This window comes from Paenibacillus sp. FSL H7-0940, from assembly GCF_037979415.1.
GTDB lineage: Bacteria > Bacillota > Bacilli > Paenibacillales > Paenibacillaceae > Paenibacillus > Paenibacillus amylolyticus.
Genome location: NZ_CP150280.1, coordinates 236324 through 257575, shown reverse-complemented (window position 1 = coordinate 257575; position 21252 = coordinate 236324). Strand labels below are relative to the sequence as shown.

General features: G+C 47.8%; 15 protein-coding genes and 1 riboswitch. Of the genes, 5 read left to right on the top strand and 10 right to left on the bottom strand.

Going from position 1 to position 21252, the window contains the following annotated elements; translation table 11 throughout:
• Nucleotides 1-119: 119 nt before the first annotated feature.
• From MHB71_RS01170 to MHB71_RS01150, 5 genes are all read right to left on the bottom strand, one after another.
• Entirely contained in the window at nt 120-1232 is a 1113-nt protein-coding gene (locus MHB71_RS01170) for a glycoside hydrolase family 88 protein (protein WP_340028577.1), read from the bottom strand.
• A gap of 24 nt (nt 1233-1256) precedes the next feature.
• Complete coding sequence (locus MHB71_RS01165; RefSeq protein WP_036674498.1) at nt 1257-2756, bottom strand: extracellular solute-binding protein; 1500 nt, start codon at nt 2754-2756, stop codon at nt 1257-1259.
• Nucleotides 2757-2818: 62 nt separating this feature from the next.
• Nucleotides 2819-3691 carry a carbohydrate ABC transporter permease gene (locus MHB71_RS01160; protein ID WP_036617041.1) on the bottom strand — a complete coding sequence of 291 codons (873 nt, stop codon included), beginning with the start codon at nt 3689-3691 and terminating at the stop codon, nt 2819-2821.
• Nucleotides 3692-3736: 45 nt separating this feature from the next.
• The gene (locus tag MHB71_RS01155; protein WP_017686861.1) at nt 3737-4690 is read right to left on the bottom strand and encodes a sugar ABC transporter permease; all 954 of its coding nucleotides are present in this window, start codon (nt 4688-4690) and stop codon (nt 3737-3739) included.
• A 282-nt stretch (nt 4691-4972) separates the two neighbouring features.
• Nucleotides 4973-7309, bottom strand: coding sequence for a helix-turn-helix domain-containing protein (locus tag MHB71_RS01150; protein ID WP_340028576.1), 2337 nt, complete (start codon nt 7307-7309; stop codon nt 4973-4975).
• Nucleotides 7310-7836: 527 nt separating this feature from the next.
• Here MHB71_RS01150 and MHB71_RS01145 point away from each other — a divergent pair.
• Both MHB71_RS01145 and MHB71_RS01140 read left to right on the top strand, forming a co-directional pair.
• Complete coding sequence (locus tag MHB71_RS01145; protein ID WP_340028575.1) at nt 7837-9840, top strand: DNA mismatch repair protein MutS; 2004 nt, start codon at nt 7837-7839, stop codon at nt 9838-9840.
• A 139-nt stretch (nt 9841-9979) separates the two neighbouring features.
• Nucleotides 9980-10231 (top strand): cysteine-rich CWC family protein, encoded by a 252-nt coding sequence (locus tag MHB71_RS01140; RefSeq protein ID WP_340028574.1) that lies wholly within the window; start codon nt 9980-9982, stop codon nt 10229-10231.
• Between the two features lie 60 nt (nt 10232-10291).
• On the opposite strand, the gene MHB71_RS01135 is transcribed toward MHB71_RS01140, so the two are convergent.
• From MHB71_RS01135 to gcvH, 5 genes are all read right to left on the bottom strand, one after another.
• On the bottom strand, nt 10292-11437 hold the full coding sequence (locus tag MHB71_RS01135) for a mannitol-1-phosphate 5-dehydrogenase (protein ID WP_340028573.1): 1146 nt from the start codon (nt 11435-11437) through the stop codon (nt 10292-10294).
• Nucleotides 11434-11868 (bottom strand): PTS sugar transporter subunit IIA, encoded by a 435-nt coding sequence (locus tag MHB71_RS01130; protein ID WP_017686856.1) that lies wholly within the window; start codon nt 11866-11868, stop codon nt 11434-11436. The genes MHB71_RS01135 and MHB71_RS01130 overlap by 4 nt, the downstream gene beginning before the upstream one ends.
• Complete coding sequence (locus tag MHB71_RS01125; protein WP_340028572.1) at nt 11865-13967, bottom strand: BglG family transcription antiterminator; 2103 nt, start codon at nt 13965-13967, stop codon at nt 11865-11867. The genes MHB71_RS01130 and MHB71_RS01125 overlap by 4 nt, the downstream gene beginning before the upstream one ends.
• Nucleotides 13968-14005: 38 nt before the next feature.
• Nucleotides 14006-15460 carry a PTS mannitol transporter subunit IICB gene (locus MHB71_RS01120; protein ID WP_076319876.1) on the bottom strand — a complete coding sequence of 485 codons (1455 nt, stop codon included), beginning with the start codon at nt 15458-15460 and terminating at the stop codon, nt 14006-14008.
• Between the two features lie 419 nt (nt 15461-15879).
• Nucleotides 15880-16272: a glycine cleavage system protein GcvH gene (gene gcvH / locus MHB71_RS01115; RefSeq protein ID WP_047844042.1), complete on the bottom strand. Its 393-nt coding sequence runs from the start codon at nt 16270-16272 to the stop codon at nt 15880-15882.
• A 343-nt stretch (nt 16273-16615) separates the two neighbouring features.
• Nucleotides 16616-16738: riboswitch (glycine riboswitch) on the top strand.
• A 320-nt stretch (nt 16739-17058) separates the two neighbouring features.
• Here gcvH and gcvT point away from each other — a divergent pair.
• The 3 genes from gcvT (at nt 17059) to gcvPB (ending at nt 21118) form a co-directional block, all read left to right on the top strand.
• Nucleotides 17059-18195 carry a glycine cleavage system aminomethyltransferase GcvT gene (gcvT, locus tag MHB71_RS01110; RefSeq protein ID WP_253502784.1) on the top strand — a complete coding sequence of 379 codons (1137 nt, stop codon included), beginning with the start codon at nt 17059-17061 and terminating at the stop codon, nt 18193-18195.
• Entirely contained in the window at nt 18192-19547 is a 1356-nt protein-coding gene (gcvPA, locus tag MHB71_RS01105) for an aminomethyl-transferring glycine dehydrogenase subunit GcvPA (RefSeq protein WP_340028571.1), read from the top strand. Before gcvT ends, gcvPA begins: the two co-directional genes overlap by 4 nt.
• A gap of 80 nt (nt 19548-19627) precedes the next feature.
• Nucleotides 19628-21118, top strand: coding sequence for an aminomethyl-transferring glycine dehydrogenase subunit GcvPB (gene gcvPB, locus MHB71_RS01100; RefSeq protein ID WP_100529258.1), 1491 nt, complete (start codon nt 19628-19630; stop codon nt 21116-21118).
• Nucleotides 21119-21252 lie beyond the last annotated feature (134 nt).

The window sequence follows — 21252 nt, the reverse complement described above, 5'->3', positions numbered from 1 at the left end:
TAAAAAGGGGAAAATCCGGGGATAGCCTATGCTTCCGATGTAGCTTTCTTTCAGAAAGCTTTTAGGCGAACGCTTAGCTTCCTCAGATTATTTCTGCCCTCTCCGTTCTCATGTACATGTTAGTTGGACTTGTAAAGTTCAATCTCCACTCCCGCCAAAATGAACGGAGCGACCGACTTCGGATCATTGATCCGAATGGACTCGGTCACATAATACTCATAGGAACCGTCACGATACGGGCTTCCTCCAAGACCGGCTCCGCCGTTACACTGCGTCAAGGACAGTACGCCTTCACGGTCCGTTTGCAGCAGATGCTGTAGCAGACCCTGATACCCTTTTTCCGCAACCGCTTTGAACTTGCCACTCAGATATCCTTTACGCACACCTTTGGCCAATGCATAGACAAACATCGAGGTCCCGGAAGCCTCCAGATAGTTCCGCTCACGTCCCGGTTGATCCAACAAATGTGGCCATAGTCCGGTCTGCTGATCCTGCACATGCACTAGTGCGTTTGCTACCCGTTCGAAGATACCCACAATCTGCCCGCGTTGCGGATGATCTACCGGCAGATAATCCAAGGTATCCACAACCGCCATCACATACCAGCCCATCGCCCGACTCCAGACATGTGGTGAACATCCCGTCTCACCCGAACTCCAGCGTTGCTCTTTGCTCTCGTCCCAGGCATGGTACAAGAGACCACTACGCGGATCACGTGTACGTTGCTCCACCAGCAAGAGCTGCAGAGCCGCCTTGTCAAACCACTTCTCTTCCCCCGTCACTGCCCCATACTGGGTCAGATACGGAGTAGCCATATACAATCCATCCAGCCACATCTGGAAAGGGTAAATCTTTTTATGCCAGAATCCCCCTTCACTCGTATGTGGCTGTCCCTTAAGCTGAGTCATAAGCAACTCCGCAGCTTTGCGATACTTCTCTTCTCCCGTTTTCTCATGCAGCAGGAACAGTGATTTTCCCTGATTGATCTGATCCAGGTTATATTCCTCGATCGTATAGGAGCGAATAGAGCCATCTTCCTGAACAAAATGATCCATCAGCTCACGGATATAGTCAAAATACTTTTGCTCCCCCGTGTACGTATACAGCTCCTCCAGCGCTTTCAGTAAGCAGCCGTTCTCATAATGCCAAGTGGCGTACAGCTCATGGTTGCGATAACTTTCCATGAACTGCTGTGCCATGCGCACCGATGTGAGTTGCAGTGTTTCCTTCATGATCAAGCCTCCGCTTCCGGCTCTTTATTGAGCCTGTTTTTTGTAATCTTCGGCATATTCCTCACGAATCTTATTTCCACCAGCATTGCCCCAATTCTCGATTTCCTTTTCCCAGCCACTTTGATCGATCTTGCCCATAATGTATTTGGTCTGCGCATCGGCAATCACCTGATCCAGGTCTGCCCCACGGTCACCATACGTTGGAGAATATAACGTCAGCGCAGGGTTTGGCACAGCGTGCTCCGCAAGTTCCTTGGCAAGTGCCGTACCTTTTTCACCCAGTTCGGTATCCTTCAATTTCGGTACGTTATATCCTTCCACATAAGGAAGGTTGTCACGGTAAGGTTTCACTTCACGCTGGAATGCATCGAAGTCACTCATCTCCACCTGATCTTCGCCCACTTTGGTGTAATGTTTGTCTTCCATACCACGCATCAACAGGGTCGCCATCTCAGGGTCCATCAGTTTATCCAGGAAGGAGAGCAGGTTCTTGAGTTCTTCTTCCGATTTCACCGTTGATTTAGGGAATGCCAGAATCCCGGAGTTACCCGTCTGTCCTGCAACACGATCTCCGTTCGCGCCAAGCAACCCAGCGATGTCGACTACACCATCCGGATTGTTTTTGGACAGACGCTCTTGCTGACTTTTTCCGTTCTGAGCAACACCAACACGGATACCGACAACACCGGAATCATATTTTTTCTCCGCTTCCGTAGAGTCGAATACGGCAAAATCTTGATTTAGCAGTTTCTCATCGTACAAACGTTTCAGCAGATCCAGCACCTGCATATACTCCGGTGTCATGAATTCCGGCGTGAAGCTGCCATCATCCTCGACTTTCCACTTGTTAGGTGCACCAAAACTTACACCAAGGCGCGTCGTGAAGGAATATTGATCCTCATTATATTTTTTGAAAAGCATCAGTCCAAACGTATTATCCTGACCATCTCCATCCGGATCGGAGGTTGCCAGTGTCTTGATCGTTTCATACCATTCATCCGGTGTGGCTGGCACCTTGAGATTCAGCTTCTCGAACCAATCCTTGCGATAGATTACCGTAGCCCGCGCAATATCAGAGAATACAGGAACCCCGTAGATTTTGCCCTCTACCTTGATGTTGTCAAAAAAACGCTCGTTCTGTGCCGACAGATTTTTGTAGTCTTTCAGCAAAGGCCCCACTTCCCAGAACACGTCATTACGCATCGCGCTGGTCACCGTTGGGTTATATTGTACTTTCACAATTTTTGGCATATCGCTTGAAGCGATCATTACGTTAATTTTGTCATTATAGGCTGAAGCCGGAATCCACTGGATATCCAGTTTGGTATTGGTATACGCTTCAATCTTTTGCTGAACTTCATTACCTTTGCTTGGCACATCACCCACCTGTGCAATGGCTATGGACACATTTTGTACGCCGCCCTCGGCAGCCTGACCCTCGTCTGATCCGCATCCTGCCAGCAAACCTGTCACCAGTGCCAGTGTGCTCAAGACAGCTACGGCTTTCTTTTTTGTTGCTTTCATAACATGAAAACCTCCCTTTTTTTATGCAGTCATACTGAACTGACTTCGAACCATGTGCCGATTCAACCTTTCACCGAACCCAGCATCACTCCTTTTGCAAAGTGCTTTTGCAGGAATGGGTATACCAGCATAATCGGGATCGTGGAGAACACGATAACGGCCATGCGAATGGTAAGCGGCTGGATTTCTGTCTCTTCGATACTCGTGTCTCCGATTCGGCTCTGTGCCAGAATGACAATCTCACGTAGCCAGACTTGGACAGGCCACTTCTCACTATCGTTGATATAGATAACAGCGCTGAAGAAACTGTTCCAGTGGGCCACCGCGTAAAAGAGTGAAAATGTCGCCATGGCTGGCATGGACAACGGCAGTACAATCCGGAACAATACGCTGACATCGTTACATCCATCAATTTTGGCTGCATCCTCCAGCTCGTCGGGAATGGCCTGGAAGAAGTTTTTCAGTACGATCAAGTTAAATGCACTAATAGCGGTTGGCAGCATCAGTGACCATAACGTATCCGTCAGGTGCAAGGATTTCACGACAAAGTATGTTGGAATCATCCCGCCACTGAAGAGCATCGTGAACAATACACCGAGCAATATGGGTTGGCGTCCACGCAAATATCTTCTGGAGAGCGGATACGCCATAAGTGATGTAAACAGCAGGTTAATGAAGGTACCGATCACGGTAATATAGACCGATACACCCAGACTGCGAATCAAAGTATCTGTAGAGAAAATGTAACGGTACGCGGCCAGAGAGAACTCTTTTGGAAAAAGAATGAATCCTCCCTTAGCCACTTCATGCGGACTGGTAAACGAGACGGCCAAAATATAAATGAACGGGATGACCGTCACAATTCCAATCAACAGCAGCAAGCCGTGATTGAGAAAATCAAAGATCCGGTTGCCCCACGTTTTATCCTGTTGCATTTTAATGTTCACTCCTGTCTGGTGAAGAACGTCTACTCCCGAGGGTTAGTAGACGCCTTCCTCCCCGAATTTTTTGGCCAGCGTATTGGCACCAAGAACAAGCGCCAGCCCGACAACCGATTTGAACAACCCGACAGCAGCGCTGTAACTGTACTGTGCCTGGGTAAGACCCTTCGTGTACACGTAGGTATCAAATACCTCGCCCACATCCCGGTTTGTCGGAGTTAGCATCAGGAAGATCTGTTCAAAGCCTGTATCCAGGAAATTTCCCAGACGCAGAATGAGCAAAATGACGATGGTACTGCGAATGGCCGGCAACGTAATGTGCCAGGTTTGGCGCCACCGATTGGCACCATCAATCCGTGCAGCTTCATAGAGCTGTGTATCAACACCGGAAAGCGCCGCCAGGAAGATAATTGTGCCCCAACCAACTTCTTTCCAGATGGATTGTCCAACAATCATCGTTCGGAACCAACCGGGTTCAAGCAGGAACGCCACTTTTTGTCCAGTCAGGTTATAGAGCAATTCATTAATCGCACCACCCTCAGTTGTGAACAGCATGTAGAACACACCGACAACAACAACCCAGGAAACAAAGTGTGGAACATAAACAAGTGTTTGTACAAATCGTTTGAACCGTTCACGGCGAACTTCATTCATCATGAGTGCCAGTACAATCGGCAGTGGGAAAAAGAACACGATGTTATAAATGGCAAGTAAAAACGTATTTCGAAATAATGTCCAGAACTGCGGTTCTCCGAAGAAACGCTGGAAATGTTTGAACCCTACCCAGTCACTTCCCAAGATGCCCTTGTAAGGCGTGTAATCCTGAAAAGCCATCGTGATGCCATACATGGGTATGTATTTGAAAATAACAAAGTAAAGCACACCCGGTATTAACATGATATACAGCCACCGGTTTTTGATAATGTCCCTCCACAGCAGGTTTTTGTCACTGCGGGTAGCGGGCCGTGTTCGAGCCGCCGTTTCGGCTTTCATATTGTCTTCCTCCCCACATTGGAAACGATTACAAAATATCACTTCCTGAATTCATGTCTTCATTGTGGAGGATAAACGAATGACTGGCTATCGTCTCGTTTTAGCCTTTTGTTTTCCCTTATGTAGCAAGGCTTTAGCCAATTTCCCCCACAAAATCTAAAGGTGAAATGAACTGCTTTCAACCTCCATATTCCTGTCTTAACTTCATGGAGAAAAGCGGTCTTCTTCCTTCATCCAAACATAAAAAAGCCTGCCTGCCATGGCGGGCAGAGCAGGTTTGTTTTATCGCTGCTGTTCCCGGTACTTGCCGGGGGTTGTTCCTGTAATTTTGCGAAACGTACGGATAAATGCGGTTGGGTTGGTATAGTTTAATTTCTCGGCAATCTCCGATATTTTAAGATTTGTTGTTTGCAGCCAGGTCTTTGCTTTTTCCATACGATACTCTGCGAGATATTCCGTAAAATTGACTCCTGCTTCCTTCTTGAATACCCGACTTAGGTAAACAGGGTGAAAATTAAGCTCAGCGGCACAGGCTTCCAGCGATAATTCACGATCATAACGTTCCTCAATCAAACGAATCATACGTCTCGCAATATTCATGTATTGGGACTCTTCCTGCTCTCGCCAGAAACGGATGACGGGCAAGAACAGCCGCTTGCGGAACCAATTGGTCATTTCGTCCAATGTGGACAACTTCAGCAAATGTGACATCGATGCTTTTTCACCCAGTACTTCAGCTACATCCCCGCCCTGCTCCTGCACAAGCTGATATACACGAGACAATAACTGAACCATAATGACGGGGTATTCACTGAAATGAAGCTTTTTGTCTGCAAGCAGTCCCAAATATTGCTTAAAGTAGGCGTCCGTCTTCTCCTCATCTCCTTGCTTGAGCGCAGACGCAAGCTGATCCTCGATCATACGTAACTGGGTATACAACGCGGCTTCCATCTGACCACGTGGCTGTATATCCTCGTAATGCAAAATAATACGGCTGCCCAGACTGACCCGGCCTTGCAGAGCCTCTCGGCTCTCCTGAACCGCTCTTGGCGTATCGCCAATACAAGAGTAGTAACGACTGATGCCGATACTTACGGGCAGATTAAGATAAGTTACGACACGTTCACGAATCCAGTCTGCCTGGGTATGCATCCATTCCTTCAGCTGCACCTCATCCGTCAGTTCGGAGGCAAGTACGGTGACCTGAGCATCATCCAGCATGACCGGGGTGAACCGAACTGCCGAAGGAAGGAGCTCACCTACCATATTGTTGACAGCAAACAGCAGCAGATCGCGATCCTGTTCCTCATATCGGGTCCCTTCCAAGGTATCGATCTGGAGCATGAGTACACCAAGACTCGCCCAGCCTGTCGGGAAATCGTACAATTCTCCCTGATATCTGAAATCTTCTTCCGAGATTTTACCTGTCAGCAGTTTGGTCATAAAAAACTCCTGGAGGTGCACATGCTGCCCCTTCATCTGCTCACGCATCGTTTTCTCCGAACTGAACAAGGTTGACAATTGCTCCTCAATATAGATAAATTCATCTTGACGGCGTCCTGACGGGGCAACTGGGGAATCCAAACCCTTCGTAAATTGCAGCAGTCTGGAGATTGGTGAGTACATCCGCCGACTGCCGTATATGGCGAACAATCCCGTTACACACAACATGACCAGTGTAGCGATACCGGTAACCAATGCAATTTTCTGTGACTGGGCCGTGATCTGTCCAAGAGATACAACGGACACGTATAACCAGCCATTGAGCGGAGATTGCCTATAGCTAACCGCCACTTGATTACCTTCAACCTCCGCACTGAAGAAACCCTCTGGCTGGCCCGTCGTTTGCACCATTTCCTGAATTTCCTTATTCAGCGCGTCATATTTCCCGCCTTGCTGCATATCGTTCAGAAAATACTTCTGCTCCCGATCCAGAACGTACATATCTCCAGAATTCGTATTTCGGCTCAAGTATGTACTCAGTTCCGTATCGGCGATATCAATTACAAGAAATCCCTTTGGTTTCACATTGGTTGGTATCATCGGGATTTTGAATACCATACTGACCACATTATCCGATGATATAAGAGCAGGTGCCTGTTCGGGTGTTAGTTCACCCATACCTGCTGACACAGGTACACTTTCTTTGGCTGAACTGGCATTCTGAGTGACCCAGAACAGGCTGTTGGTATAACTTAGGTAGGAGCCAATTCGGTCTCGAATGCTGAAATCATCCAATTTGCCAAAAGAACGCATCGAAACGACCCAATCTTCATCCAGATTAACCAGATAGGCTTGGTCAATGTTCGTAACCGCTTGCAAGTTGTTAAAACCGGAGGTCAGATCACGAATCTCCTGAAACTCGCTGCTGTCTAGTGGTTTCTTCATCGCTTGTAGTACCAAGGGCGAATTAACATACTGGATGGAGGATAATTGCAGGCTGCGCAGAACTTGTTCCACCCTCATTTGGGTCTGATGCAATATCTGAAGATTGCTCTCACGCACTTTCTGTTCAATGTCACGTGATGCAATCGTATACGAGACCGAACCAATAACAATGACCGGAAGGGCTCCGAGGATCAGGGTAAAACAGAGCAAACGCAGTAAATACTTCGGCAAGAAGAGCATCCTCCTTTATACGTATGTTTATTAAAATAAATCGCTTTCATTGGATTATTTTACTATTGTTATTTTAAAACCCATTCTTATTCAAGTCCACTCATTTATTCTAAAGGTTGACTTCAAACCAATTTCCAGTTTATATTGGTTGCATATTCCTCAATCAAAGGAGAGATTTTTAATGTCGGTGAATGTTCTTAACTAACCAAGTTTCATATTCAGGAGTTTGGCCTTTCATTGCGCTTGTGCCCATATGGCATACGTGTGTTTCATGATGCGCCAGATCCCTGTACTTAGTTAAGAACAGCGGATATCATAAATCGCCTCCGGGATTGTAATTGTCCGGGTCTATTTCCGCGCTGAGTTCAGCGCGGATTTTTTAATATAGACCTGTAGTGGACTTTGCTTTCCCATACGTTTAGGGCGGAGAATGACGTTTGTTCATTCTCCGCCCTTTTTGCGTTTTCCAGGAATATGTTTCAGCGCGTCAACTGAAATCCCAATTCAAATTCAAGGAGAGATTACGCATGAATGAGAACACATTAAACAGTTTGGGCTATCCACAAATTCAAAAAAATGTTGCAGACTGCGCCCTGTCTTATCTGGGCAAACGTTATGCGAGAGAACTAAAACCGATGGTAGATGCTCACCTGATCGAGATTCGCCTGGAAGAAACAGCAGAAGCTGCTGCGTTGATTCGCTTCGGGGCCAGCATCCCCCTCCCTTCACTCGACGGAATGGAAACCATTATGGATCTGCTTGGCACCGGTTATCTATTCAGTGAACGCGACTTCAGTCATCTCGCTCAGTTCCTGCGAAGCTGTGCACAACTTATGAAATACATGGAGGGCAAATCCGGGGCCGCTCCCACTGTCAGTCGTTATGCAGCATCCATGATTCTGATCGAACCTTTGCTGAGTGAGATCGAGCGCTGCATCCATAGTGGACGCATTCAGGATCAGGCAAGCAAAGAATTGATTCGAATTCGTAAAAAAATAACGGTGAATGCGGAACGCATGAAACGAAAACTTGATTCTCTGGTGAGTAAACATCGCTCCATTATGCAGGAATATGTCATCAGCCAACGGGGAGGAAGAACGGTGCTGCCCATTAAGAAAGAGTTCCGTAAACAGGTGAAAGGCAGTGTGCTGGATGAATCGGGGAGCGGGCAAACCGTGTATATTGAACCCGTTGAATTAGTAAGTCTGCAGATGGAATTGGCTGCTCTACAAGCCGAGGAGTCCCGAGAGGAGATGAGAATTCTCGGTGATTTAACCTCTCTGGCCGAATCGTATAACCGTGAAATCGCCCTCAACACCGAAACGGTAGGTGTATTGGACTTCCTGTTTGCCAAAGCCAAATATGCGGCCACCATGGATGGGCGTACCGTTCGAGTCAATACTCAGGGCCACATTAACCTTCAACGTGCACGTCATCCGTTCATGGGTTCTTCCATGGTTCCCCTTGATTTTGCAATCGGAAGAACATACTCGTCGCTCATTATTACTGGCCCGAATACCGGGGGGAAAACGGTCGCACTCAAAACACTTGGCTTGTTAACCCTGATGATGCAATCGGGTTTGCTTATTCCGGTGGAGGAAGGTGGCGAGATGGCTGTTTATAACGAGGTAGCGGTTGATATTGGTGACGGGCAGAGTTTGGAACAAGCGCTCAGTACATTCTCTGCACATATTCGCAATATGATTGGCATACTGGAACAGGCGAATACATCAACTCTGGTGCTCATTGATGAGATGGCCTCCGGCACAGATCCCGGTGAAGGTGTTGGACTTTCTATCGCCATGCTGGAGGAACTTCACAGCCGCGGAGCAACCGTTGTGGCGACAACACATTTTGGTGAGATCAAACACTTTGCTGCTGCCACGCCAGGATTCGAAAATGCCCGGATGGAATTTGACACCGTTTCTCTCCAGCCGCTGTATCGATTGCGTATCGGAGAAGCTGGTGAGAGCTATGCTTACTCCATCGCATTAAAGCTGGGCATGCCACAGCGAATTATCGAGCGATCCAAGTCCCTGTCCGATCAAAATATTTCGAGAGATCGTACATTAGGGTTCACGTCACCTCCTTTGGAAACACCGGCCCTGACGCCTGCAAAATCGATTGCAGAATCAGTCAGCCCAGCAGAGTTATCCAGGAAGAACCAGTCGAAACAGTCAAAGGATTCAATCGGTCTCCACAAAAAAACAACACCCAGAGAGTCAGATACCCCTGCTCCTGCCAAAAATTTTCGCAAAGGGGATCGGGTGTATGCGGCCTATCTCAATCAGTCGGGCATCGTCTGTGATGTCGAGGATAGCCGTGGAAATATCGGGGTCATGCTGCGAGGACGCAAAGTCAAAATCCATAAGAAACGCCTGACCCTGCATATATCTGCCAATGAGCTTTATCCGGGTGACGATTATGATTTGGACATTGTGCTAGAAACAAAGGAAAATCGTAAGAAGCGTAAGTTGATGGGACGCAAACATGTGGAAGGCCTACAGATCGAATTACCGTCTGAAGAGTAGCCGATGGGAGAAACAGATGTGGTGAACTGGAAGTCATATATACAGAGTGAAATCCATAATCACCGGCGTATTTCTGTTATACTGGGACCAGTATGTTCAACTTCAGCTCGTAGCTATTCCACAGGGAGGGAAGAACTGAATGTCTGTAGAACAAGACGATCAAGAGCACATCCATATCGATGTTCTTGTCTGCCCGTTATGCGGGGAAGCTAATCGCTGTTCCTATGCCGAAGGACATCCTCATTCGGAATGCTGGTGTAACCGGGCTACTTTCCCCGAAGGTGTATTTGACCGCATTCCGGCAGAGCAGCGCCGAAAATCGTGCATATGTCAACGCTGTTTGGATGACTATGCCAATAAAAGCCAACCAAAAGAAGAGCCACACAGTTAACAACTGTATGGCTCTTCTTCATTATGTCTCATCTATACTATTAGCTTACAGCCATTGCTCTTACATTTGGTTATACTGGGCAACAGCCTGTTCAAGCACCGGATGATGCTCATCCATGGACGTATAATGGTGGAGCGCAGCTGTAATCCCCTTCTGGCGGATCATGTTCTGTAGTTCAACTGCTTCCGGATCATCGGAGACATCGAACTTGCAGGCTGCTGCCATGCCCATAGCCAGATAGGTCGTTTCGCTTCCATCCGCATATGCCTGAAGGGCCGGGCGAACCAGACGATCATTCGGAGACAACTTACGCAGCGGGGAACGACCAACACGAGTAACCTCATCGGTAAGATACGGGTTGACAAACCGTCCCAATATTTTGACAATATACTGCTCATGTTCTTCCGGGTTGAATGCAAAACGCTTCACTAGAACTTTTCCAGTTTCCTGCAAAGCACCGTATACAATCGATTTCACCTTTTCATCAGCAATAGCCTTCTGAATCGTGTCATACCCGTGCACATTACCGATATATGCTGCAACGCAGTGTCCTGTATTAACAGTGAACAGCTTCCGTTCGATATACGGCTCCAGATCATCGACATATACAATGCCCTCAACCGGTTTGAATGCAGGAGCCATCTGGGAACGGTCCACCACCCACTCGTAAAAAGGCTCCACCTGTACATGCAACGGATCTTCATGATGCTGAATAGGCACAATTCGGTCTACGGCCGAGTCTGGAAAATAGACATACTGATCTGCAAGGGAACGTACCTCTTCATTGAGCAGAGCATATACATGCTCTTTCAATTGTGTACTGGCTCCAATGGCGTTCTCGCAAGCGATAATGTGAAGCGGGTTTTGTGCCGGACCGGAATTCAGTCTTTTTTCCAGTCCCTTTGCAATACCTGGTGCAATATGTTTCAGCACGCCCACACCCACTGCGGTTGTAATTAGATCAGCTTCCACCACGGTTTGGGCAACCGTCTCCAGCTGGGTTCCATCGATTGCATTTACACCTGTGACGGTCTCCTGATCCTTGCTCTCGTTAGCCAGTTCCACCGTATATTGCCCCCGTTGCTGGAGAGCTGTTACCAAGGTTTGATTCACGTCAGAGAAAATCACCTCATACCCTGCACGGGAGAGAATCAATCCGATAAACCCGCGTCCAATGTTACCTGCGCCAAAGTGTAAGGCCTTCATAGCTCCATTTCACTTTCCAGAATAGCAATAACTTCTTCGGCTGTTTTCGCCAGACGCAGGGCCTCCATATTCTCATCCTCAGCACAGATCACCGCGATGCTAGTCAAGATCTCCATATGTTCCCCGCCTTGAGCCGCGATACCAATGACCATATAAGCTTTTTCTTCGCCAAAATCAACACCCTGTGGATACTGAATGACAGAGATACCTGTGGATAAAATGAAAGCTTTGGACTCCTTTGTACCATGCGGAATAGCCAGACCGTTCCCTACATAGGTCGAGACAATCTCTTCACGTTCAATCATCTTCTCAATGTAATCAGCGGTAATATGTCCCGCATCCTTCAAAATCTGCCCTGCCATGCGAATCGCTTCGTATTTGTCCTGAGCCGTCGCATTCATGATGACTTTATCTGTTGTTAACATACTCATAATGGTTGACCTCCAATTTCGGTTTTACTGCGATAAAATCCTACCAGTTCCTGGGACAGGTAATGAATGAGTTCATCCCTGATTCCCTTTTCCAGCAATGTAATCATTTCTTCCTGTAATAACAGGGCGCTGATCTCACTGAGAACCTCCAGGCTTTCCTTGGATAATTCTCGGGGACCAAGCATCAAGAGGACATGGGTAACTTCTGCGGGATCATCCGGCGTACAGAGGAGTGGCTCAGTGAGCTGAAACAAGCTAATGGACGGCCTGTAGATTCCCTCACTGCGTGTATGAAACAGCGCAAGTCTTGTACCGGGAATCTTCTGACTCCCCACTGCTTCACGTGCCTCCAACCGTTTTGCGATCTCCCCCGGTTCCTTCAGCACACCAGATCCATGGAGTACGTTGCACATCGCATATACGGTTTTATAGAAACCGATATCTTGGTTATCCAGCGGATACACCTGAAACTTGCCAATAATTCGGACGATTTCAACTAAAATAGCTTCCAGTCCATCCGGGTCGGAGTAACGACTTGTCGTCTGAACCTCTGCTTCACGGGGTTTATTATGCTGTCGTTGTAATGTTGTTGTTCGGATAAAATGACGCAGACTTTCGCTCTCTTCTGCTGTGAGCAATGGACTCACTTTGTAATACTGATGCTCATCCATCGGCAGATCAACAGTGGATAACACCAGATCATATTGATCTGTAGGGATCCGGGCAGCTTCATACCAGGACACGCTATCCATGATCCGAATCTCGGGAATCTCCTTGGACAGTCGGCTGGAAAGCATACGTGATGACCCAATTCCGCTTGTACATACGATGATCGCCCTGATCTCCCGTTTCAATGCACGTAACCTCTCGATGGAAGCCCCAAAATGCATGACCAGGAAACCAATTTCCTCATCCGGAACGTCTGTGCCTGGCCAAGCTTGCCCTACAGATTTTTTGACATCTTCAAAAAGTGAATCATAATCCTTGCGAATCTGCTGCAGTAGCGGATTACGAATTATCTGTTGCCCTTCAATCCGCTCCATGACAGGTTGCATATGACCAAGCAGACCTTCACGAAGCAAACGATCCTCATGAAAGGCGTAATGCGTTCTCGCCTGCATCTGATCAATCAGTGAATGTACCCTGTCCAGTAAAATTAAATCGTCTATTGGCAACAGCCGCGAAGAATGAATCCGCTGCTCTGTCTCAACTAATAGTCTGTGAAAATAAGCTTGCTCATCTTGGGAGAATGTCAGCCCCAGCTGGGTCGATAACACACCACACAAGCGGGAAGCCATATAAGGTGGAACCTTCATCTCATCCTGCTCTGCGACTTCATCTCCCTTGTTCTCCAGGGGAGGTATACGGCCAATGCCAAAGCCTTTACGAATACGTACAACCGCTACGGATAATTGAATCAGCAACTTCATGTATTGGCGTTCCGGGATGTTCTCCAGCCATTCGATATCTGGTTGCCATAACGCATTTTCGACCGTAAGTACATCACCATGTCCAATCATATCCAACAATTTTTGGTTTACGATGGAGCCCCCTTGTTCAGGTTGTCTTCCGAACAGGTCGGATTCATCCAAAAATTCGAGAGCAAGTGCAGCTATGGCTGTGCGATGAATCGTCTCACTTCCGTTAATCTTGACGCCATATCCACGTCTGCGAACCAGCTTTAGTCCCGCCTGACGAATCCGTGACTCCAGATCGTCCAGATCAGTGGTTACGGTTGATACGGTCACTTTCAGATCCGAAGCCAAGGCGAGTAACTTTACAGGCTCCGGTTCATCCAGCAGGATGCAAAGCATGAAGAGCTTACGCTCTTCTGGCGTAAACTCTACATATTCTTTACCCTCTAGTTGCTGGCGCAATACAGCCAGATCATCGGAACTGGCATCGATTCGGATACCGGTTCCTGATTTTTTTTCCAGCTTCATGCCCAAAGGTTCAAGCCATTGTTCAATCATTTGCAGCTCCCGGTGAACCGTTCGGGTACTGACCTTTACTTCAACGGCGATTTCGCCGGCAGTTACTTCATGTGGATGCTCCAGCAGGAACTCCACGATTTCACGTTGTCTTTTGGTAATACTCATATCTCAGCCTCCGGCTCAGGGAAAACAAATGCGTGCAATTACTTCAGACGTTCAACGAGCGCATCGTATTCCGGGCTTTTTAGGAAGTTGTCGATGGATATATGTTCTGCGTTCGGCGCAACGGAGCGGGCACGATCGGTCAATACTTGTTGTGTGATCACCACGTCTGCATCCGGCGGGATATCACTGATAGCCGTATTGGTCACCGTAACGTCAATCCCCTCTGCCTTCATCTTCTTGCGTAGAATGGAAGCACCCATGGCACTTGACCCCATGCCTGCATCACAGGAGAAGACAATTTTCTTCACGTCTGTTTTGACGGTAGAAGAAGCCATATCTGCGGCTCTGTCTGCTTCACGTTGATTAGCCGTAATACCAGCGTTTGGCAGGGTTCCTTGACTCTTCATGTCTTTCATCCGACTGGATGCGGACTCCAGATCTTCGTCCTTTTGTTTACCCGTTTTCAGCAACACTGCTGCAACCAGGAAAGAAACGACGGCTGCTACAAGCACCCCTGCGAACATCGGTAGGTATCCACCTTTTGGTGTTAAGAAGAAATACGCGATAATACTACCCGGTGATGGTGCTGAAACAAGTCCTGCTCCGGTGAGCATGAATGTTAATGTACCTGCGACGCCACCCGCAATTGCAGCAAGAATCAGAATCGGTCTCATCAGAATGTAAGGGAAGTAGATCTCATGAATTCCCCCGAAGAAATGAATGATTACGGCACCCGGTGCAGAAGATTTGGCCATTCCGCGTCCGAAGAAACAGTAAGCAAGTAAGATACCAAGTCCCGGACCCGGGTTTGATTCAAGCATGTATAATACGGATTTCCCTAATTCTCTCGCTTGATCTGTTGCAATTGGTGTAAGAATCCCGTGGTTGATTGCATTGTTCAGGAACAATACTTTACCTGGTTCAATGATTAGGTTGACCAGCGGCAGCAAACCAAGATTCATTAAGCCCTGTACACCGGCAGATAATACTTTGCTAATCGCTTCTACAGCAGGCCCGATGCCCAGTAGCGCAAAAATTCCCAAGATCCCGCCAATAATACCGGCTGAGAAGTTGTTAACAAGCATTTCAAATCCGGCTTTAACTTTACCTTCAATGGATTTATCAAACTTTTTAATGATCCATGCTGCCAGTGGTCCGGCAATCATGGCACCGAGGAACATCGGAATATCACTACCCACGATGACCCCGATGGTCATAATGGCACCCACGACACCACCACGCTGACCATGCACCATCGTACCCCCGGTGTAACCAATTAACAGTGGCAGCAAATATTTGATCATCGGATCGACTAGCTGCGCAAGCGTCTCGTTAGGGAACCAGCCTGTTGGAATGAACAGAGCCGTAATTAATCCCCAGGCGATGAACGCTCCCATATTCGGCATGACCATACCACTCAGGAATCGGCCAAAACGCTGAACACCTACCCGTAGCCCACCTTTGGAATTGGACGATTGGTCCAAATTACTCATTGTATTATCCTCCTTGGATCAAGTGATTATGATTTATGAAAGGGGTATCATTTCTCCCCTGCTGTAATCCTAAGCGAGAATGCTCTCCTGTTCAATGAAATGAAAGCGTACTTTCGTCATGAACAATGATGACAACATTAGGTTATGTAATCGTTTTACTTGATGCATAATGGCTGAACCCATTGGTACACAAGGATTTTCTTGCCTATGACTTTTGTCATTTCCAGAATCATTTTCTAAACTATAGCTTGGTCCAATCAGGTGATTTACATCCACAATCTGCTTCATTCCACATTCAAAACCATTCTTGGAAAGCACAAAAAACCTGTGCAAGCATCCGGCTCACACAGGTCGAAACAATATGAAGCTCATATCATTTAATTATAAAATATATGTTAATAAGTACAAGTTCGTTGATACTATTCTTCCGTATGTTTCCGATACGCGTCTGCATTCATCAATGTAGACAATGCTGCTGTCAGATCTCCCTCAACACGGATCTCAATCATCCAGCCTTCCTCGTAAGGAGAGCTGTTCACAAGTTCAGGGGAGTCCTGCAACGAATCATTCACCGCAATGATTGAACCAGTGACGGGAGAGAACAAGTCCGACACCGTTTTAACCGATTCGATCGTTCCAATGCTGTCCTCTGCTTTTACATTGGTTTCAAGGTCAGGCAATTCCACAAACACAATGTCACCCAGCTGATGCTGCGCGAACTCGGTAATGCCAATACGTACAGTATCCTCCCCTACGGTTTGCACCCATTCGTGCTCTTCACTGTACAGGAAATCACTTTTCAATTCGCTCATCGATATCCGCCTCGCTTTTCATTAATGAGTACATGCGTTCTTTGACCTTAACCTTTTTCCCAGAACATAGCGTATGATATTTTTGAATCAAATGTCAAGATACCTCACAATTTATTTGCTGAACACCTCTAAATCCTGTAACCGGATTACACTCTTTCTTCATATACTGGTGAATATTAGAATAGTAAGCGTAGTCTTTTTAAATACACGAACAATAAAATAAAAACTAAATTAAATATTCGGTTTTAAATCATTATCTATGATATCGTTCTTGACATCGGTAGTGGATTCACGTTTTAATGAAAGGAGTAAATATGTTTATTGGACTATGTTATACCCGCGGATGAATGTAAAGGGAGAGATTACCCGTGACACCCGATTCGGGATGTACATGAGGTAACGCCGAAGGAGTAAACCACCGATAAGCGGAGGTGAATCTCTCAGGCAAAAGGACTTTTACGGGACGCAACTCTGGAGAGCATCTATTCGCCCTGTGCGGGCGTTATGATCACCCAAGGGGAAACCTGCTGCACAACGCAGCGGGGTAACTCTCAGGTACAAGGGACAGAGCCTTAGAATACAGCGTGCTACTTGGCATGCCGATTCTTTGGCCTGTCCTTTTCCTTTTTCCCAAAAAACGAAAAACAGGATGTAGAATGGCGCTGCCATAGCTGCCTTACCATACTTATGTGATGAAAATATCTAGCTGAAAATTTAAAAATACCCTGGTTCATTGATCCACGATTGTATATCCGGCCGGCTGACGGCCCATGACGAGGTGATTTGATGTCTGATTTGCTTAGAACACCACTCTTCCCACTATATCAGCAATATGAAGGCGTACGGTGCATTGATTTTGGAGGCTGGGAGCTTCCCGTACAATTTAGCGGAATCCAGAAAGAACATGAAGCGGTACGCGAGCGTGCTGGACTGTTTGATGTATCCCATATGGGCGAATTCACTGTACAGGGTGAGCAGGCTGAAGTTTTTTTGCAACAAATGATGACTAATGATGTGACCACGCTGGTTCCCGGTCAAGCCCAGTACACCCTGATGTGTTATCCAGATGGCGGTGTGGTGGATGATCTGCTCGTGTATAAGCTGGAAGATCAGCATTATATGCTTGTGGTTAACGCCTCCAACATCGACAAGGATTGGGCGTGGCTGCAAGAGCACTTGATCCCCGGCGTAAGTATGACCAACGATTCGGAGCAGACGGCGCTACTCGCCTTGCAAGGTCCACTGGCTGTAGACATTATCGGGAAAGTTACAGATACGGATGTAAGCTCGATTGAACCGTTTCGTTTTGTGCAGGATGCTGAAGTATGTGGAGTAAAATTACTGTTGTCCCGTACCGGTTATACCGGTGAAGATGGCTTTGAGCTATATGTTCCTGCAGATCAGGCCGCTGTGGTCTGGAATGGGTTAATGCAAGCCGGTGAAGGTCACGGACTTGTACCGACAGGCCTCGGTGCTCGGGATACACTGCGCTTTGAAGCAAAGCTCCCTCTGTATGGACAGGAATTGTCGGCAACCATCTCTCCGCTTGAAGCTGGTGTTGGCATGTTTGTGAAGCTGAATGCCGGACCTTTTATAGGACACGAAGCCTTGTTACAGCAAAAAACTAACGGGCCCGCCCGCAAACTGGTCGGCATCGAAGTGTTGGAGCGCGGTATTCCCCGCCCCCACTATCCGATTTACGCCGAAGGCGTACAGATTGGTGAAGTGACAACAGGCACGCAATCACCTACATTGAAGCGTAATCTGGGGCTTGCCCTCATCGACAGCAAATACGCTGCGCTGGGAACCCCGCTTGAGATTGAGATCCGCGGCAAGAAACTAAAAGCCGAGGTCGTGAAGACCCCTTTTCATAAACGGACACGTACGTCGAAGACACCTACTCAAGGAGCTGATCAAGCATGAGCAAGCACCGTTACATTCCCATGACTGAACAAGATCAGAGCGCCATGCTCGCAACCATCGGTGTGGATACGCTGGAGGATCTGTTTCAGGACATTCCAAAAGAGATCCGTTATCAGGGCGAGCTGCCCGTATCCTCCAAACTTGATGAATATGCGCTGACACGTCACATGTCCAAACAAGCCGGCGCCAACGCCAATTTCGAAACACACGCCAGCTTCCTCGGCGCTGGCATATATGATCATCATGTTCCTTCCGTCATCAATCATGTCATTTCCCGTTCCGAGTTTTACACTGCCTACACACCTTATCAGCCTGAGATCAGCCAAGGTGAACTACAGGCCATTTTCGAATTTCAATCCTACATCTGTGAATTAACCGGTATGGCTGTAGCCAATGCCAGCATGTATGACGGCGCAACAGCTTTTGCGGAAGCCGGTAATCTCGCCGCAGCAGCAACACGTCGCAAACAGCTTATCGTATCCCGTACCGTTCATCCGGAAGCCCGTCAGGTATTGCAGGCATATGCGCACGGACTCCGTCTGGAGATTGTCGAGATTGGTTATAAGGATGGCGTCACTGATTGGGATGCCCTGCAAGCAGCCATATCCGACGATACCGCTGCTGTCATGATCCAGAGTCCGAACTTCTTTGGTGCCGTGGAAAATGTGAAGCAGGCTGCCGACCTCGTGCATGCGCACAAGGGCCTGCTCGTTGTAAGTGCCAACCCGCTATCGCTGGGTCTGCTGGAAGCCCCAGGCAAGCTGGGTGCCGACATCGTTGTAGGTGATGCGCAGCCCCTCGGCATCGCCGCTTCACTCGGCGGTCCAACATGCGGATATTTCGCTGTATCCCAGCCTCATATGCGCCGAATTCCTGGCCGAATCGTAGGCCAGACCACGGATCGCAACGGCAAGCGTGGTTTTGTACTCACACTGCAAGCACGTGAACAGCATATCCGCCGCGAAAAGGCGACATCCAACATCTGTTCCAACCAAGCTTTGCTTGCACTCAGCGCATCTGTGTATATGTCCATCATGGGTAAACTGGGTATGATCGATGTCGCGGATCTGAATTTGCAAAAGAGTCATTACACCCTGAATACATTAACTGCAATTCCTGGAGTTAGCCTTACTTTTAATGCACCAACATTTAATGAATTCGTGATTAAACTTCCTGAAGGAACAGACGTGAATGCTCTTCAGTTGAAACTGCTGGATGCGGGCTTTATTGGTGGCTACGAACTTGGACGTGATTATCCGGAGCTTGCCGGACATATGCTGATTGCTGTTACAGAACGGCGCACTAAGGAAGAGATTGACGAATTCGCACGAGCATTGGAGGGATCGCTGTGACTCAGGAAACGACGACAACGACAACATCGGTACAAGGACAATCGGAAGCGAGTACAGCTGTCTCCACTTCGGCTCAATCTGTGTTAGAAAAATTCAACGCACAGACCTTATCTCCTGCTTCGGAACAATCATTGATTTTTGAACTCAGCAGCCCTGGACGTGTCGCTTATTCCTTGCCAGAATGTGACGTTCCTCGCCAGTCTGCCGATACGTTGATTCCCCGGGAAATGCTCCGTTCGGAAGCAGCGGCACTGCCGGAAGTGTTTGAGGTAGATGTTATTCGACACTATACCGCTCTGTCCCGCCGCAACTTCGGCGTAGATAACGGATTCTATCCACTGGGCTCTTGTACGATGAAATACAATCCAAAGATTAATGAGGATGTTGCCCGTTATAACGGTTTTGCCAAAATCCATCCGTACCAGCACGAATCCAGCATTCAAGGTGCACTAGAACTGTTATATACGTTGCAAAACGACCTTGCAGGTCTGACAGGTATGGACGCTGTGACCTTGCAACCAGCCGCTGGTGCCCATGGAGAATGGACTGGACTTATGATGATTCGTGCCTACCACGAAGGTCGTGGCGAACAACGTACCAAAGTCATCGTGCCTGATTCCTCTCATGGTACCAACCCGGCAAGTGCAACCGTTGCAGGATTTGAGACTGTGACAATTCCGTCCCGTGCAGACGGACTGGTCGATCTGGACGCGCTCCGTGCGGCCGTTGGTTCCGATACGGCAGCATTGATGCTGACCAACCCGAATACACTTGGTTTGTTCGAGAAAGACATTCAGGAGATTGCATCCATCGTACACCAGGCTGGTGGCTTGTTGTATTACGACGGAGCCAACTCCAATGCCATTATGGGCATTACACGTCCGGGTGATATGGGCTTTGACGTGGTGCATCTGAACTTGCACAAAACGATGAGTACACCTCATGGCGGTGGTGGACCAGGTGCCGGACCAGTTGGTGTGAAGAATCGCCTGATTCCATTCCTGCCTAAACCAATGGTGATCAAGAATGATGATGGTATGTATGCATTCGATCGTGAAGGCGATCAATCCATTGGCCGGGTGAAAGCCTACTACGGTAACTTCGGTATATTGGTACGTGCCTATGCCTACATTCGTACCTATGGACCGGAAGGATTGCGCCGTGTATCTGAATGTGCGGTACTCAATGCTAACTATATGATGGCCCGTCTCGCACCTTACTACGAGATTCCGTATCCGGGTGTATGCAAACATGAATTTGTCATGTCTGGTCGGGGGTTGAAGCAATACGGTGTACGCACACTTGACGTTGCCAAACGATTGCTTGATTTTGGATATCACCCACCTACGGTGTACTTCCCGCTCAACGTGGAGGAATGCATCATGATCGAGCCGACAGAAACCGAAAGTAAAGAAACGTTGGATGGATTCATTGATACGATGATACGGATTGCCAAAGAAGCGGAAGAGACACCTGAATTAGTCCTGAACGCACCTTATGGCACACCGGTTACTCGACTCGATGAGACTACCGCAGCCCGCAAACCTGTACTGAACTGCGCTTGCAGTTAAAACTAAGTGAGTTTCTTATCCATGCTCTTGCTGATGTTAACTACACCAGTAAGAGCATTTTTTTGGCTAGACATTACAGGACTTTTCCCTCGTACTCTCCTTTATTTCCTATACATCTACGCAACAAAAAAAGC

Excerpts from the sequence above, each read along its gene's own strand:
- MHB71_RS01135 (WP_340028573.1), bottom strand. The coding sequence starts at position 11,437 with ATGAAGGCCTTACACTTTGGCGCAGGTAACATTGGACGCGGGTTTATC.
- MHB71_RS01165 (WP_036674498.1), bottom strand. The coding sequence starts at position 2,756 with ATGAAAGCAACAAAAAAGAAAGCCGTAGCTGTCTTGAGCACACTGGCA.
- MHB71_RS01130 (WP_017686856.1), bottom strand. The coding sequence starts at position 11,868 with ATGAGTATGTTAACAACAGATAAAGTCATCATGAATGCGACGGCTCAG.
- MHB71_RS01120 (WP_076319876.1), bottom strand. The coding sequence starts at position 15,460 with ATGAGTAATTTGGACCAATCGTCCAATTCCAAAGGTGGGCTACGGGTA.
- gcvH (WP_047844042.1), bottom strand. The coding sequence starts at position 16,272 with ATGAGCGAATTGAAAAGTGATTTCCTGTACAGTGAAGAGCACGAATGG.
- MHB71_RS01145 (WP_340028575.1), top strand. The coding sequence starts at position 7,837 with ATGAATGAGAACACATTAAACAGTTTGGGCTATCCACAAATTCAAAAA.
- MHB71_RS01125 (WP_340028572.1), bottom strand. The coding sequence starts at position 13,967 with ATGAGTATTACCAAAAGACAACGTGAAATCGTGGAGTTCCTGCTGGAG.
- MHB71_RS01170 (WP_340028577.1), bottom strand. The coding sequence starts at position 1,232 with ATGAAGGAAACACTGCAACTCACATCGGTGCGCATGGCACAGCAGTTC.
- MHB71_RS01140 (WP_340028574.1), top strand. The coding sequence starts at position 9,980 with ATGTCTGTAGAACAAGACGATCAAGAGCACATCCATATCGATGTTCTT.
- gcvT (WP_253502784.1), top strand. The coding sequence starts at position 17,059 with ATGTCTGATTTGCTTAGAACACCACTCTTCCCACTATATCAGCAATAT.
- MHB71_RS01160 (WP_036617041.1), bottom strand. The coding sequence starts at position 3,691 with ATGCAACAGGATAAAACGTGGGGCAACCGGATCTTTGATTTTCTCAAT.
- gcvPA (WP_340028571.1), top strand. The coding sequence starts at position 18,192 with ATGAGCAAGCACCGTTACATTCCCATGACTGAACAAGATCAGAGCGCC.
- MHB71_RS01155 (WP_017686861.1), bottom strand. The coding sequence starts at position 4,690 with ATGAAAGCCGAAACGGCGGCTCGAACACGGCCCGCTACCCGCAGTGAC.